General features: G+C 70.0%; 14 protein-coding genes. 6 read left to right on the top strand and 8 right to left on the bottom strand.

Going from position 1 to position 11,941, the window contains the following annotated elements; translation table 11 throughout:
- Window positions 1–2 precede the first annotated feature (2 nt).
- Window positions 3–734, top strand: a complete 732-nt coding sequence (locus tag ABZY89_RS18765; protein WP_355229606.1) for an alpha/beta hydrolase — start codon at window positions 3–5, stop codon at window positions 732–734.
- On the opposite strand, the gene chrA is transcribed toward ABZY89_RS18765, so the two are convergent.
- Window positions 721–2,085 (bottom strand): chromate efflux transporter, encoded by a 1,365-nt coding sequence (chrA, locus tag ABZY89_RS18760; RefSeq protein ID WP_355229604.1) that lies wholly within the window; start codon window positions 2,083–2,085, stop codon window positions 721–723. The two genes, ABZY89_RS18765 and chrA, sit on opposite strands and share 14 nt — an antisense overlap.
- A 36-nt stretch (window positions 2,086–2,121) precedes the next feature.
- Window positions 2,122–2,838, bottom strand: coding sequence for an MIP/aquaporin family protein (locus ABZY89_RS18755; RefSeq protein ID WP_355229602.1), 717 nt, complete (start codon window positions 2,836–2,838; stop codon window positions 2,122–2,124).
- A 10-nt stretch (window positions 2,839–2,848) separates the two neighbouring features.
- Here ABZY89_RS18755 and ABZY89_RS18750 point away from each other — a divergent pair, with 10 nt between their 5' ends.
- Both ABZY89_RS18750 and ABZY89_RS18745 read left to right on the top strand, forming a co-directional pair.
- On the top strand, window positions 2,849–3,556 hold the full coding sequence (locus ABZY89_RS18750; RefSeq protein ID WP_355229600.1) for an ArsR family transcriptional regulator: 708 nt from the start codon (window positions 2,849–2,851) through the stop codon (window positions 3,554–3,556).
- Window positions 3,557–3,589: 33 nt separating this feature from the next.
- The gene (locus ABZY89_RS18745) at window positions 3,590–4,039 is read left to right on the top strand and encodes an arsenate reductase ArsC (protein ID WP_355229599.1); all 450 of its coding nucleotides are present in this window, start codon (window positions 3,590–3,592) and stop codon (window positions 4,037–4,039) included.
- Here ABZY89_RS18745 and ABZY89_RS18740 read toward each other — a convergent pair.
- Window positions 4,026–5,348 (bottom strand): NAD(P)-binding domain-containing protein, encoded by a 1,323-nt coding sequence (locus ABZY89_RS18740; RefSeq protein WP_355229597.1) that lies wholly within the window; start codon window positions 5,346–5,348, stop codon window positions 4,026–4,028. The genes ABZY89_RS18745 and ABZY89_RS18740 overlap by 14 nt on opposite strands.
- 89 nt (window positions 5,349–5,437) lie before the next feature.
- On the opposite strand from ABZY89_RS18740, the gene ABZY89_RS18735 reads away from it, so the two are divergent.
- Complete coding sequence (locus ABZY89_RS18735) at window positions 5,438–5,785, top strand: metalloregulator ArsR/SmtB family transcription factor (RefSeq protein ID WP_355229596.1); 348 nt, start codon at window positions 5,438–5,440, stop codon at window positions 5,783–5,785.
- 12 nt (window positions 5,786–5,797) lie between these two features.
- On the opposite strand, the gene ABZY89_RS18730 is transcribed toward ABZY89_RS18735, so the two are convergent.
- Both ABZY89_RS18730 and ABZY89_RS18725 read right to left on the bottom strand, forming a co-directional pair.
- A complete protein-coding gene (locus ABZY89_RS18730) occupies window positions 5,798–6,556 on the bottom strand; it encodes an SDR family NAD(P)-dependent oxidoreductase (protein ID WP_355229594.1) in 759 nt (252 codons plus the stop codon).
- Window positions 6,557–6,678: 122 nt separating this feature from the next.
- Window positions 6,679–7,137: a MarR family transcriptional regulator gene (locus ABZY89_RS18725; protein WP_355229593.1), complete on the bottom strand. Its 459-nt coding sequence runs from the start codon at window positions 7,135–7,137 to the stop codon at window positions 6,679–6,681.
- Window positions 7,138–7,194: 57 nt separating this feature from the next.
- Between ABZY89_RS18725 and ABZY89_RS18720 the strand changes: the two genes are divergently transcribed.
- Window positions 7,195–7,530: a hypothetical protein gene (locus ABZY89_RS18720; RefSeq protein ID WP_355229592.1), complete on the top strand. Its 336-nt coding sequence runs from the start codon at window positions 7,195–7,197 to the stop codon at window positions 7,528–7,530.
- Between the two features lie 54 nt (window positions 7,531–7,584).
- Here the strand turns inward: ABZY89_RS18720 and ABZY89_RS18715 are convergent, their stop codons facing one another.
- Together ABZY89_RS18715 and ABZY89_RS18710 are read right to left on the bottom strand one after the other, a co-directional pair.
- Window positions 7,585–9,165 carry a 4-hydroxyphenylacetate 3-hydroxylase N-terminal domain-containing protein gene (locus tag ABZY89_RS18715; protein ID WP_355229591.1) on the bottom strand — a complete coding sequence of 527 codons (1,581 nt, stop codon included), beginning with the start codon at window positions 9,163–9,165 and terminating at the stop codon, window positions 7,585–7,587.
- 32 nt (window positions 9,166–9,197) lie between these two features.
- A complete protein-coding gene (locus ABZY89_RS18710; RefSeq protein WP_160027567.1) occupies window positions 9,198–9,773 on the bottom strand; it encodes a flavin reductase family protein in 576 nt (191 codons plus the stop codon).
- Window positions 9,774–9,964: 191 nt separating this feature from the next.
- Here ABZY89_RS18710 and ABZY89_RS18705 point away from each other — a divergent pair, with 191 nt between their 5' ends.
- Window positions 9,965–10,897 carry an AraC family transcriptional regulator gene (locus ABZY89_RS18705; protein WP_355229589.1) on the top strand — a complete coding sequence of 311 codons (933 nt, stop codon included), beginning with the start codon at window positions 9,965–9,967 and terminating at the stop codon, window positions 10,895–10,897.
- Window positions 10,898–10,914: 17 nt separating this feature from the next.
- Here the strand turns inward: ABZY89_RS18705 and ABZY89_RS18700 are convergent, their stop codons facing one another.
- On the bottom strand, window positions 10,915–11,811 hold the full coding sequence (locus tag ABZY89_RS18700; protein WP_355229587.1) for a LysR family transcriptional regulator: 897 nt from the start codon (window positions 11,809–11,811) through the stop codon (window positions 10,915–10,917).
- Window positions 11,812–11,941 lie beyond the last annotated feature (130 nt).

The raw sequence follows: 11,941 nt of genomic DNA, 5'->3' as shown, positions 1-11,941 counted from the left end.
TCATGACCACCACCGACACCACCTACCCCGATGCGACGATGCGCTACGGAGCCACCGCCCGTCAGGTCGCCGACGTCTTCGAGCCGGCGGAGGCGACCGACTCGCTCGTCCTGCTGCTCCACGGCGGGATGTGGCGCGACTCCGACCGGATGCGCACCTGGTCCGCCGGCCGGGCGCTCGCCGAGGCCGGTCATCTGACCGCGACCGTGGAGTACCGGCACGGACCGGGCCAGTGGCGGCAGGCCTTCGAGGACCTCGAGACCGCGATCGAGTCGATCCAGCTCAGCGGCCGGGAGTGGACCATCCACAACGACGCACCCCGGCGGATCACCCTGGTCGGACACTCCTCCGGCGGCCAGCTCGCCCTGTGGGCGGCCTCCCGGGCGGGCACCCTCGTCACAGGCGTCGTGGCGCTGGCCCCCGCCGCGGCGCTGGCCATGATGAGCCAGGACGGCCTCGGCGACGGTGCGGTCGAGGAGTTCCTCGGCGGCACCCCGTCCGAGACGCCCGAGGCGTACGCCGCCGCCGACCCGCTCGGCCTCGCGCCCCAGGTCCCCGTGCGGATCCTGCACGGCGCCGCCGACGCGGTGATCCCGCTCGCGATCTCCGAGCGCTACGCGGCAGCACACCCCGGCGTACGTCTGGAGGTGGTCGACGGTGCCGACCACACCGCCTGGGGCGATCCGACCTCGGCGGCTTGGCCGCACCTGCTCACCGCGGTCAGAGAGGTATGAGGGTCGAGGCGAGTCCGAGGACCGCGCAGACGCCGAGGGTCCGCATGGTGCTCCACTTGCGCCAGAAGACCAGCGCGATCGCCACCGCGGTGATGGCGAACGCGACCGGATCCCACGAGGACAGGACCGGGAGGTCCAGGTCGATCGGCCCCCGCGCCAGGGTGCGGGAGCGGTCGAACAGCGTGTGCAGCGCGAAGAACAGCGCGAGGTTGGCGATCACGCCGACCACCGCCGCGGTGATCCCGGTGAGCGCCGCGGTGAGGTGGTGGTTGTTCCGAAGGCGCTCGACATAGGGAGCGCCCAGGAAGATGAACAGGAAGCAGGGGACGAAGGTCACCCAGGTCACCAGCAGCGACGCGATGACGGCGGCCACCCACGGGTCGAGGGAGCCCGGGTTGCGGTAGGCACCCACGAAGGCGACGAACTGCACGACCATGATCAGCGGTCCCGGTGTCGTCTCGGCGAGCGCGAGGCCGCGGACCATCTCGCCGGCCTTCAACCAGCCGAAGACGTTGACGGCCTGATGGGCGACGTAGGCAAGAACCGCGTACGCGCCTCCGAAGGTGACGACGGCGGCGCCGGAGAAGAACAGGCCCTGGTCGACGAACACGCTGTCGCGGCTGAACACGATCGCCGCCACCGCGACCGGGGCGAACCACAGCACCAGGCCGAGGACGAGGATCTTCAGGCCACGAGCCTTCGAGGGTGCATCGTGGTGCAGGGCGTCATCGCTGATCAGCGGCTCGGGGCCGTCGTCCGAGCTGCCGTGACCCTTGGTCCGGGTGAAGGCGGGGACCCGAGTGCCGGCCAGCCAGCCGAGCAGAGCCGCGACGAGGATCACGACCGGGAACGGGATCTTGAAGACGGTCAGTGCGACGAACGAGGCGATCGCCATCGCCACCAGGATCGGATGGTGCAGCGCCCGCTTGCCCACGCGCTGCACGGCCTGGACCACGATCGCGATCACCGCGGGCGCGAGGCCGGCGAAGAGCCCGGTCACCAACGCGGTGGATCCGGCGCCGACGTACAGGGCCGAGAGGGCGAGGAGCGCGACGACGCCGGGCAGCACGAACAGGACGCCGGCGATGAACCCGCCGAGCGTGCCGTTGAGCAGCCAGCCGACGTAGATGGCCAGCTGCTGGGCCTCGGGGCCGGGCAGCAGCATGCAGTAGTTGAGGGCATGGAGGAACCGCTGCTGTCCGATCCAGCGCTTCTCGTCGACCAGCTTGTGCTGCATCACCGCGATCTGACCCGCGGGCCCGCCGAAGGTCTGCAAGGAGATCGCGAACCACGCGCGGGTCGCCTCCCGTAGCGGGATCACGTCGTTCATGCGTGCCTTCTCGAGCGTCATGGCGTATCCGTTCCGGTGGGCAGGGTAGGTCGCAGCTCAGGGATGCGGGACGACGACGTCGTCGGCCTTGTCGCTGGCACCAGGGTAGAGAACCAGGATCAGGAGTACGCCGACGACCAGGCCGACGAGCTGCGCGAGGATGAACGGAGCCACCGAGCTGGGCGCGATCCCGGCGAAGGTGTCGGAGAAAACCCGGCCGATCGTGACGGCCGGGTTGGCGAACGAGGTGGAGCTGGTGAACCAGTAGGCGGCGCCGATGTAGCCGCCGACCGCGGGCGCGGCGAGGGCGCCGCGGTCGCTGCGTACGAGGGCGAAGATCAGGGCCACCAGACCTGCCGTGGCGACGATCTCGGCCACGAAGTGGCCGGTCGTGGCGCGGTCCTTCGTCGACATCGTGACCGCGTCGAGGTCGAACATGAGGTTGGCCAGCACCGCGCCACTGATCCCGCCCGCGACCTGGGCGACCACGTAGGCGCCGACCTCGGCGAGCGAGAGCCCCTTGCCGACCTTGCGCCCGAGAAACCAGTCGGCCAGTGAGACCACCGGGTTGAAGTGCGCCCCCGAGACCGGGCCGAACATCAGGATCAGCGCGGCCAGCCCGAAGACGGTCGCCATCGAGTTCTCCAGAAGCTGCAGGCCGACGTCGTCGGGGGAGAGCTGCTGGGCGGCGATGCCGGAGCCGACGACCACGGCGACGAGCAGGGCGGTGCCCAGGAACTCGGCCAGCAGCCGGCGCGGGAGGGAAGAGGTCACGTCCGCATTCTTGACGTTCGATGATTACTCAGTCAATATTGAGTCAATGGAGGTTGAGAGACAGCCGGAGCTGGAACGCCGGGCCAAGATGCACGCAGCGCTCGGTGATCCGGTGCGACTTCGGATCGTCGACAGCCTCCAGATGAGTGATGCCTCCCCCACAGAGCTCGCCGGGATGCTGAATGTCCCGTCGAACTTGTTTGCTCACCACGTGCAGACCCTGGTGAGCGCAGGCGTCGTGTCCCGTCATCATTCCGAGGGCGACGGGAGACGCACGTACCTGCACCTCGAGCAGGACGCGCTCGAGAGCCTGGGCACCGCGTCCCCCGTGGCGGTGCCCAGGCGTGTCCTGTTCGTGTGCACCGGCAACTCGGCCAGATCCCACCTCGCGGCGGCACTGTGGCGCCAGGTCAGCCCGATCCCAGCAGCCTCCGCCGGCACCCACCCAGCCGAGCAGATCAATCCGGGGGCGGTCGAAGTCGCATCCCGCCACGACCTGGAGCTCCCCATCGTCGATCCCCGTCATCTCGATGATGTGCTCGACCCGGACGACCTGGTGGTCACCGTCTGTGACCGCGCGCATGAGACCCCGAAGGTCCGCGGCGAGCTGCACTGGTCGATCCCCGACCCGGTGGGCAAGGGCCCCGAGGCCTTCGACGCCGCGTACATCGAGCTCGAGCGCCGAATCAGGACGCTTGCCTCCCGTTTCGATTCCTGACCCCCACATCCCCTCACCCGCAGGAGTGCCTCGATGAACGCTGATGCATCACCGACCGACAACAAGCCGGGCGTCCTCTTCCTCTGCGTCGAGAACGCCGGCCGCTCCCAGATGGCGCTCGGCTTCTTCGCCCACTACGCCGGCGACCAGGCGATCGGCTGGTCCGGAGGCTCTGCTCCGGCCGCGGCGATCAACCCGGTCGCCGTCGAGGTCATGGCCGAGCTCGGGATCGACATCTCCGGGGAGTTCCCGAAGCCCTGGACCGACGAGGTCGTACGCAGCGCCGACGTGGTCATCACCATGGGCTGTGGCGACTCCTGCCCGTTCTACCCCGGGAAGCGCTACGAGGACTGGAAGGTCACCGACCCGAAGGGCGGTGGCATCGAGCACGTGCGCGGCATCCGCGACGAGATCGAGCAGCGAGTCCTCACCCTGCTCGGCGAGCTCGGCGTGACCCCGCAGCGCTCGATCACGAGAGAGTGATCGGCGCCCGGCTGATCGTGAAGATCTCCTCGCTCGGCGCGGGGGTCCCGCAGCAGCCGCCGCCGTTGGCGCTCTCGGGGTCGTCGAAGACGCCGGCGCCGCCGCACACCCCGGTGTCGGGGAGCTCGAGCTCCACCCGGGCGGCCGCGTCGTGGTCGCCGGCGAGCTCGGCGACGACGCTGCGCACCTGCTCGTAGCCGGTCATCGCCAGGAAGGTCGGCGCGCGGCCGTAGGACTTCATCCCGACGAGGTAGAGGTCGGGCTCGGGCTGGGCGAGGTCCTTGGCTCCGGTCGCGCTGACCGAGCCGCAGGAGTGCAGGTTGGGGTCGATCTGGACCGCGATGTTGCGCGGCGCCTCCAGCGTCGGGTCGAGGTCGAGGCGCATCTCGCTCAGGAAGCCCAGGTCGGGACGGTAGCCGGTGAGGACGACGATCTGGTCGGCCTCGATGGCGCGACCGTCCTCGGCGATGACGGTGGCACCGTCGACCCGCTCCGTGCGGAACCCGGTCATCAGCTCGACCGACCCGTCCTGGACCGCCTTCCTGGCTCGTACGCCGAGGGCACCCCGCTCCGGGAGCTCGTCGGCCTCGCCGCCGCCGAAGGTGTTCGTCGAGACCGCGCGGCGGATCGCCCAGGTGATCTTCGTGCCGCGGTGCTCCTTGGCGATGGCGGTGAGCTCGTTGACGGCGTTGAACGCGGAGTCGCCCGCGCCGATCACGACCGTGTGCCGGCCTGCGTACGCGTCTGGACGGGCGCGGTCCGGGACGGCGTAGCCGAGCGCGCCCGCTGCGTGTGCGGCACGCTCGCCGAGGGCCGGGAGGCCGTCGGCACCGGCCGGGTTGGGCCGGCGCCAGGTGCCGGAGGCGTCGACGACGGCCCGCGCCTCGATGCGTTCTTCGACGCCGTCCGCACCGGTCACGTGGAGGACGAACGGCTGCTCGGCGCGTTCGGCGTCGACCAGCCGGTCACGGCCCTTGCGCGAGACGCCGGTGACCGTGGCGCCGTAGCGGACGTGGTCGCCGAGGGTGTCGGCCAGCGGGGCGAGGTAGCTCTCGCGCCACTGCGCACCGGTCGGGTACCCCTGAGCGGGTGCGGTCCAACCGGTCGGCTCCAGGAGCCGGGCGGCGGCCTTGTCGACCAGCTCGGGCCAGGCCGAGAAGAGACGTACGTGGCCCCACTCGGCGACGGCTGCCGCAGGCTCGCTCCCTTGCTCGAGCACGAGCGGGGTGAGCCCGCGCTCGAGGAGATGGGCAGCGGCCGCGAGGCCCTGGGGGCCGGCGCCGATGACGGCAACGGGCAGGTCGGTCATGATGCTCCTCAGATTCAAGAACGTCGATATGACGGCGACCTTAGGCTACGTATCGACGGTCGTCAATATCATTCGCTAGACTCGTCCTCATGACCGTTCTTCCCGTGCTTCCGTCCGCCGCCGTCGCGTGCTGCTCGCCGGTGACCGCAGGCGTGCTCGATGACGACCAGGCCGAGGCGCTGGCGCGGATGTTCAAGGCGCTCGGCGACCCCAACCGGGTCAAGCTGCTCTCGATCATCGCGGCCGCCGAGGACAAGGAGGCCTGCGTCTGCGACCTCACCGAGCCGGTCGGGCTCTCCCAGTCGACGGTCTCCCATCACATGAAGCTGCTGGTCGAAGCCGGGCTCGTCACCCGCGAGCAGCGTGGCAGGTGGGCCTACTTCTCCATCGTCCCCGGCGTCCTCGACTCGCTCGCGGGTGCGCTGGCGTCCCGTTGAGGGGTGCCGGAGTCAGACGGTGGTGTAGCCGCCGTCGATCTTCCAGTACGCACCGGTGACGAACGAGGCGTCCTCGGAGAGCAGGAACCGGACGACCGTGGCGATCTCCTCGGGACGGCCGAGGCGGCCCAGCGGGTGCTTGGCCACCAGGGCCTCGTGGGCGCCCTCGATGGCGGAGACGGCCTGGACGGCCGGGGTGTCGATGTAGCCGGGGCCGACCGCGTTGATCCGCAGTCCGGCCGGGCCGTACTCGGCGGCAGCGTTCTTGGTGAGGCCGATGACCCCGTGCTTCGCGGCGGTGTAGGCGGGGTTGCCGAGCGCGGCGACCTCGCCGTGGATCGAGGCCATGTTCACGATCGCGGACTCGCCGGCGCCGGTCTTGAGCAGCTCGGGGACCTGGTAGCGCAGGCCGTACGCGACACCCGAGAGGTCGATGCCGATGACGCGGTCCCAGTCGCTGGGGACCAGTTCGCCCACCGGTGCCGGCCGCTCGCCGATCCCGGCGTTGTTGACCGCGTAGTTGAGCTTTCCGTACGTCTCGACGGCGAAGGCGACCGAGCGCTCCGCGTCTTCGACCTTCGAGGTGTCCGACTGCAGGGCGGTCGCTTCGCCACCGTTCGCCTTGATCTCTTCGGCGACCCTGGTTGCGCCCTCGAAGTTGATGTCGGTGATCACGACCTTCGCACCCAGCCCGGCGAGCTCCTTCGCGATCGCCTCCCCGAGTCCGCTACCGCCACCGGTGACCAGTGCGACCTTGTTCTGGAACGTCATTTCTTCTCCTCGCTTCTGTCCGGGCCAGGGTCCGGGCGTTACTTGATCCAACATTCAAGTAACGCTGGCGGGAGGGCGCGCTCTTCCAATTTGCATAGGTGATCTATGCCTCTTGGGTCGGGTCACCGGGTCGCCGCGGCGATGACCTCCAGTAGTCGCCGGTGGAGCTCCATGAGGTCGTCGACGCTCATGTCGAGACGCTCGACGATCGCGGGCGGGATCTTCTCGGCGTCGTCGCGCAACGCGCGCCCGCGCTCGGTCAGGACGACGGCGAGCGAGCGCTCGTCGAGCTTGTTGCGCTCGCGCCGGATGTAGTCCTGGGCCTCGAGGCGCTTCAGCAGCGGGGAGAGGGTGCCGGGGTCGAGCTGCACCTTGCGGCTCAGCTCGGAGACGCGGAGCGGCTCCTCCTCCCAGAGGGCCAGCATGACCAGATACTGCGGGTGGGTCAGCCCCATGGTCTCGAGCAGGGGCCGGTAGAGGCCGATGACGCTGCGGGCGGCGACAGCCAGGCCGAAGCAGACCTGTTGATCGAGGGCGAGCGGGTTCTCGATCTCCGAGAGGGGATCCTTCTTCGTCGGCATGTGAGTTAGCGTACCAATAGTTGGTGCACAAACAGTTTGCCTGGTAAGTATGAGACCGTGAACGATCAAGCGCGACGACCACGCCACCTGATGGACCCGGACAACCCGATCCGGCCCGTCAACGACAAGTCGCTCACTCACGTGAAGCAGTGGGTGGCGTCCGTACTCGTCGTGTTCACCGTCGCCCACCTGGCGATCGGGCTGGTCATCGGCGCCGTGGCGATCGATCCGGTCTACCAGAGCTCGCGGATCGGGCTGTGCATCATCGCGGCGGCCTTCGGGGTGCTGGGACTGGCCGGCGGGTTCCTCATCCACCGGCGCAGCCCGTTCACGCCCTGGCTGATCCTCGGGATCCTGCCCGCCGCTGTGGGCCTCTGGATCGTGCTGCGCTGAGGACGGCGCCCCCCAGGGGGATGGGGGCGCCGCCCTCAGCGGAAGACCTGTCGGTCAGAACAGGTCCGGCACGGTCCAGCCGTCGAGGTCGTACTCGGCCAGGAACTCGTCGGCGAGCCCCTTCATCGCGTCCGCCCCGCCGCGGTTCTGGGCTGCGAAGAGGAGCTCGGCCTTCACGTTCTCGTGGTTGCCGGAGTAGTTGCGCTCGTAGAGCTCGTGACGGCCGCCGAACTCGGAGCCGATCGAGTCCCACAGGGCCTTCATGACCTTGACCCGGTCGACGGCGGTGATGCCGTTGGAGCCGCGGACGTACTTGTCCAGGTACGGCCGCACCTCGGGGCTCTTGAAGTCGGCGGCGCCGGAGGGCAGGTAGATCAGCCCGGAGGCGACGTCCTGCTCGATGATCTCCTTGACCCGCGGATAGCCGTGGATCATGAACATCCGGTACGTCAGGCCGTACTCCAGCTTCGGGATGACCGCGTCGCCGACCCACGGCTCGGGGTCGCGGGCCATCGACTCGGTCAGCGACCAGAACAGGTTGCGCCAGCCGATGACCTCACCCACCCGGGTCTGTACGCCTCGGAAGCCGCCCGAGCCGGTGGCGTCGAGCGCCTTCATCAGCAGGCCGGCGATGAAGTCGAGCTTGACGGCCAAGCGGGTGCAGCCCTGGAAGGTGAACCGCGGCAGGAACCCCGACTGCGGGAAGAACGAGTTGATCCGGTCGACGTCGCCGTACATGAAGACGTTCTCCCAGGGCACGAGCACCTTGTCGAAGATGAAGATGGTGTCGTTCTCGTCCATCCGGCTCGACAGCGGGTAGTCGAACGGCTCGCCGTTCTGCGCGGCCTGCTCGGTGTAGGAGGAGCGGCAGATCAGCTTGATGCCGGGGGCGTCCATCGGGACGGTGCAGATCAGCGCGAACTGCTTCTTGCGGATCGGCAGACCGTAGTGGGCGATGAAGTTGTAGTTGGTGATCGCGCTACCGGTCGCGACCACCTTCGCGCCGGAGACGATCAGCCCGGCGTCGGTCTCCTTCTCGACCTTCATGTAGACGTCGCCGACCTCGTCCGGCGGCAGCTGGCGGTCGACCGGCGGGTTGATGATCGCGTGGTTCCAGTAGAGGACCTTCTCCTGGGACTCGCGGTACCAGCGCTCGGCGTTGTCCTGGAACGGGGCGTACAGCTCCTTGTTGGCGTGCAGGGTGCCGAGGAAGCTGGCCTTGTAGTCGGGGGAGCGGCCCATCCAGCCGTACGTCATCCGAGCCCAGCGTGCGATCGCGTCGCGCTCCTTGAGCAGGTCGGCCGAGGAGGTCGGCGTCTTGAAGAACGGCATCGTGATGCCGCCGTTGCCGGTGTCGGTCGGCACGGTGAGCTCGTCCACGTGCGGGCCGGTGTGGAGCGCGTCGTAGAGGCGCGCGGTCATCCGCACCGGGTTGCGGAAGGCCGGGTGCGTGGTGACGTCCTCGACCCGCTCGCCGTGCAGGTAGATCTCGCGGCCGTCGCGCAGGCTCTCGATGTACTCGTCGCCGGTCATCGGGCGGGAGGCGAAGTTGGTCTGCTTGTTGGCCGGGGAGCCGGCTGCGGGATTGGTGGTCGGGGGGCCTGAGTGCTGCTCGGGGGCGAGGGTATCGGTCATGGTCTGTTCTCCTTGGTCGGGTCTCGGTCGGATCAGTAGTGGGTGGATCGCGGGATCGCGGGGACATCGAGGGCGGTGAACGACGTGGTCGCGTCGAACCAGCCGGTGCTCGGGTCGTCCTGGCAGCCGAGCCAGACGACCTCGGAGGACGGGTTGCCGATGTGGTGGAAGGCGCTGTCGTGGAAGAGCAGCGGCTTGCGGTCGGTGGTGATCACCTCGACGACCTCTCCGAGGAACAGCAGGTGGTCCCCGCCGTCGTCGGTACGCCACGGGCGGCACACCAGCGTCGCGGCCGTCCCGCCCAGCCGCGGCGCCGTGGCGCCCTCGCGCCAGGGGAGCGGGTCGCTGCCGGGGCGCCCGGCGAAGTGCATGGCGACGTCGCTCTGGTCGTCGGCGAGGACGTTGACCGCGAAGGCCTCGCCCTCGAGATAGGCGGCCGCCTTGGACGTACGTGTCAGGGCGACCTGCACGAGCGGCGGGTCCAGCGAGATCGGGGTGAAGGCAGTGACCGTGGCGCCATGGTGGGCGCCGTCGGGGGTGCGGCAGGTGATCACGGTGACGCCGGTCGCGAAGCGGCCGAAGGTCGACCGCAGGGTGCGTGGGTCCATGGAGCTCCTCCTTCGTCGGGGCCGCGGGATGTGTGGCGGCGGTCACGTCGGAGGACGACGCTAGATCCGGATCACGAGGGCGGCGATCCGCTCTGCGAACGGGCTGTCCGGATTGCGCACCGGGTTTCCGGACGCCCTCGGCGACTGCCGGATCCGCTGTTAATGTGAAGGACGTCACTAGGGGGTGACAGATGAGCACCGGCACTCTCACCGCATCGTCCGGCGACCTGGAGAGCTTCTCCGACGAGGTCGCCCGGGCGTACTTCCCGCATGCCCTGACCATGCGCGGCCGGCCCGCGCGCCCGGCGGAGCTGCGTGCGGTCGATCTCGGCCCGGTCCGGCTGACGCGGATCGGGTGGGGCGCTGAGGTCTCGGTGGAGTCGGACCACCCTGGAGCCTGGGCGGTCAACGTCCCGCGCAGCGGTGTGCTCGAGGCCAACGTCGGTGGCGCCCACGTGCTCTCGCTCGACGGCCAGGCGACGGTGTGCCCGCCCGACCGGCAGACCAAGATGACGCGCTGGTCTGCCGACTGCTCGATCGTCGGGATGCGGGTCGAACGTGACTACCTGGTCGAGGAGGTCGCGGCCCTGGTCGGCCTGCACACCGACCGGCTGCCCGCTCAGCTCGACCTGCGTGCCCACGGCGCCCGCGCCTGGATCGGCCTGCTCGGATCGCTCGGCACCGAGGCGATGCGCAACCCGGCGCTCGTGGGTGACGAGCGGGTACGTCACCGGCTGGCCGGGACGCTCACCGCGGCCTTCGTCGCCGCCTGCTTCCCCGAGGAGCCGGCCGTCGGCTCCGTCCGTCCCCGCATCGTCTCCCGCGTCGTCGAGGCCATGGAGGCCGACCCGGCGCGAGAATGGGCCGTCTCCGATCTCGCCCGCGAGGCCGACGTCGGCATCCGCCGGCTCCAGCAGGGCTTCCAGCGCTACCTCGGCCGCACCCCGACCCAGAAGCTGCAGGAGATCCGCCTCGAACGCGTCCACGCCGACCTCCTCGCCAGCCGCGGCGACACGGTCGCCGAGGTCGCCTACCGGTGGGGCTTCACCCACCTAGGCCGCTTCGCTGCCGCCTACCGGCAGGCCTACGGCGTCACCCCCTCCCAGACGCTGCGCTGCCGCTGACCGCTCGCCGACTCGGCCTAGCTGTTGCTGAGTCCGGCCAGGATGGCGAGCGCGCGGGTGAGCAGCGGGCTCTCGTCGCCGGCGCGGGTGGCAGCGACGAGCTCGACGCCGGGGGTGCCGGTGAGGGGGACGTACACGACGCCCGGGACGGCGAGGGCCGCGGTGGGCTCGGGCACGATGGCGACGCCGAGGCCGGCGGCCACGAAGGTGACCAAGGTGGAGGTCTCAGCGACCTCGTGGGCGATGTGGCTGCGGATCCCGGCGGAGTCGAAGAGCTCCTGGATCATCGCGTTCATCGCCGAGCGGCCGCTGCCGGCGTGGATGACGAGTCCCTCACCGTCGAGGTCGGCGATGCGTACGCGGCGACGGCCGGCGAACCGGTGGTCCTTCGGCATCGCCACCAGCAGGTTCTCCTGGCGCAGGTGGGTGATCGAGAGGCCGGGGCCCCCGGGGTTGCCCGTGGGCAGGGGGCGGAGCAGGCCGAGGTCGAGGCTGCCGTCGATGAGCGCCGCGGCCTGGTCCGGCGAGAGCATCTCGCCGCGGAACCCGAACTCCACCTCGGGCAGCTCGGCGCGCAGGGTGCGCGCCAGGGCCGGGAGCAGCGAGTACGTCGCCGACCCGACGCACCCGATCAGCAGCCGCCCGCGCCGCCCCGAGGCGATGCTGGCGGCCTCGTGGGCTGCGGCGTCCACGGCGCCGAGGATCTCCCGCGCCCGTTCCAGGTACGCAGCACCAGCCGGGGTCAGGTCGACCCGCCGCGTCGTCCTGGTGAGCAGGGTCAGCCCGAGCTCGGCCTCGAGCTGGCGGATCTGCTGCGACAGCGGCGGCTGCGCCATGTGGAGCCGCTCCGCCGCCCGGCCGAAGTGGCGCTCCTCGGCGACCGCGACGAAGTAGCGAAGATGGCGCAGCTCCATGCACTCATATTCGCAGAGTCTCAGTCGTCCGGCACTCGCCGACGAGGTGACGCGTGTCGCCCGCGAGGTCGGCACCGAGGGCATGCTGGGCGGCCAGGCCGAGGTGCCTGGCGTCGGCGGCCGCTGGAAG

The sequence above is a fragment of the Nocardioides sp. NPDC006303 genome, from assembly GCF_040613175.1.
Lineage (GTDB): Bacteria > Actinomycetota > Actinomycetes > Propionibacteriales > Nocardioidaceae > Nocardioides.
The sequence above is the reverse complement of the archived record's forward strand: the minus strand, read 5'-3'. Positions and strand labels throughout refer to the sequence as shown.

Bases quoted from the DNA above. Each gene is read 5' to 3' on its own strand.
- ABZY89_RS18730 (WP_355229594.1), bottom strand. From the start codon at position 6,556: ATGACGTTCCAGAACAAGGTCGCACTGGTCACCGGTGGCGGTAGCGGA.
- ABZY89_RS18710 (WP_160027567.1), bottom strand. From the start codon at position 9,773: ATGGACCCACGCACCCTGCGGTCGACCTTCGGCCGCTTCGCGACCGGC.
- ABZY89_RS18740 (WP_355229597.1), bottom strand. From the start codon at position 5,348: ATGACCGACCTGCCCGTTGCCGTCATCGGCGCCGGCCCCCAGGGCCTC.
- ABZY89_RS18725 (WP_355229593.1), bottom strand. From the start codon at position 7,137: ATGCCGACGAAGAAGGATCCCCTCTCGGAGATCGAGAACCCGCTCGCC.
- ABZY89_RS18715 (WP_355229591.1), bottom strand. From the start codon at position 9,165: ATGACCGATACCCTCGCCCCCGAGCAGCACTCAGGCCCCCCGACCACC.
- ABZY89_RS18735 (WP_355229596.1), top strand. From the start codon at position 5,438: ATGACCGTTCTTCCCGTGCTTCCGTCCGCCGCCGTCGCGTGCTGCTCG.
- chrA (WP_355229604.1), bottom strand. From the start codon at position 2,085: ATGACGCTCGAGAAGGCACGCATGAACGACGTGATCCCGCTACGGGAG.
- ABZY89_RS18765 (WP_355229606.1), top strand. From the start codon at position 3: ATGACCACCACCGACACCACCTACCCCGATGCGACGATGCGCTACGGA.
- ABZY89_RS18745 (WP_355229599.1), top strand. From the start codon at position 3,590: ATGAACGCTGATGCATCACCGACCGACAACAAGCCGGGCGTCCTCTTC.
- ABZY89_RS18700 (WP_355229587.1), bottom strand. From the start codon at position 11,811: ATGGAGCTGCGCCATCTTCGCTACTTCGTCGCGGTCGCCGAGGAGCGC.
- ABZY89_RS18705 (WP_355229589.1), top strand. From the start codon at position 9,965: ATGAGCACCGGCACTCTCACCGCATCGTCCGGCGACCTGGAGAGCTTC.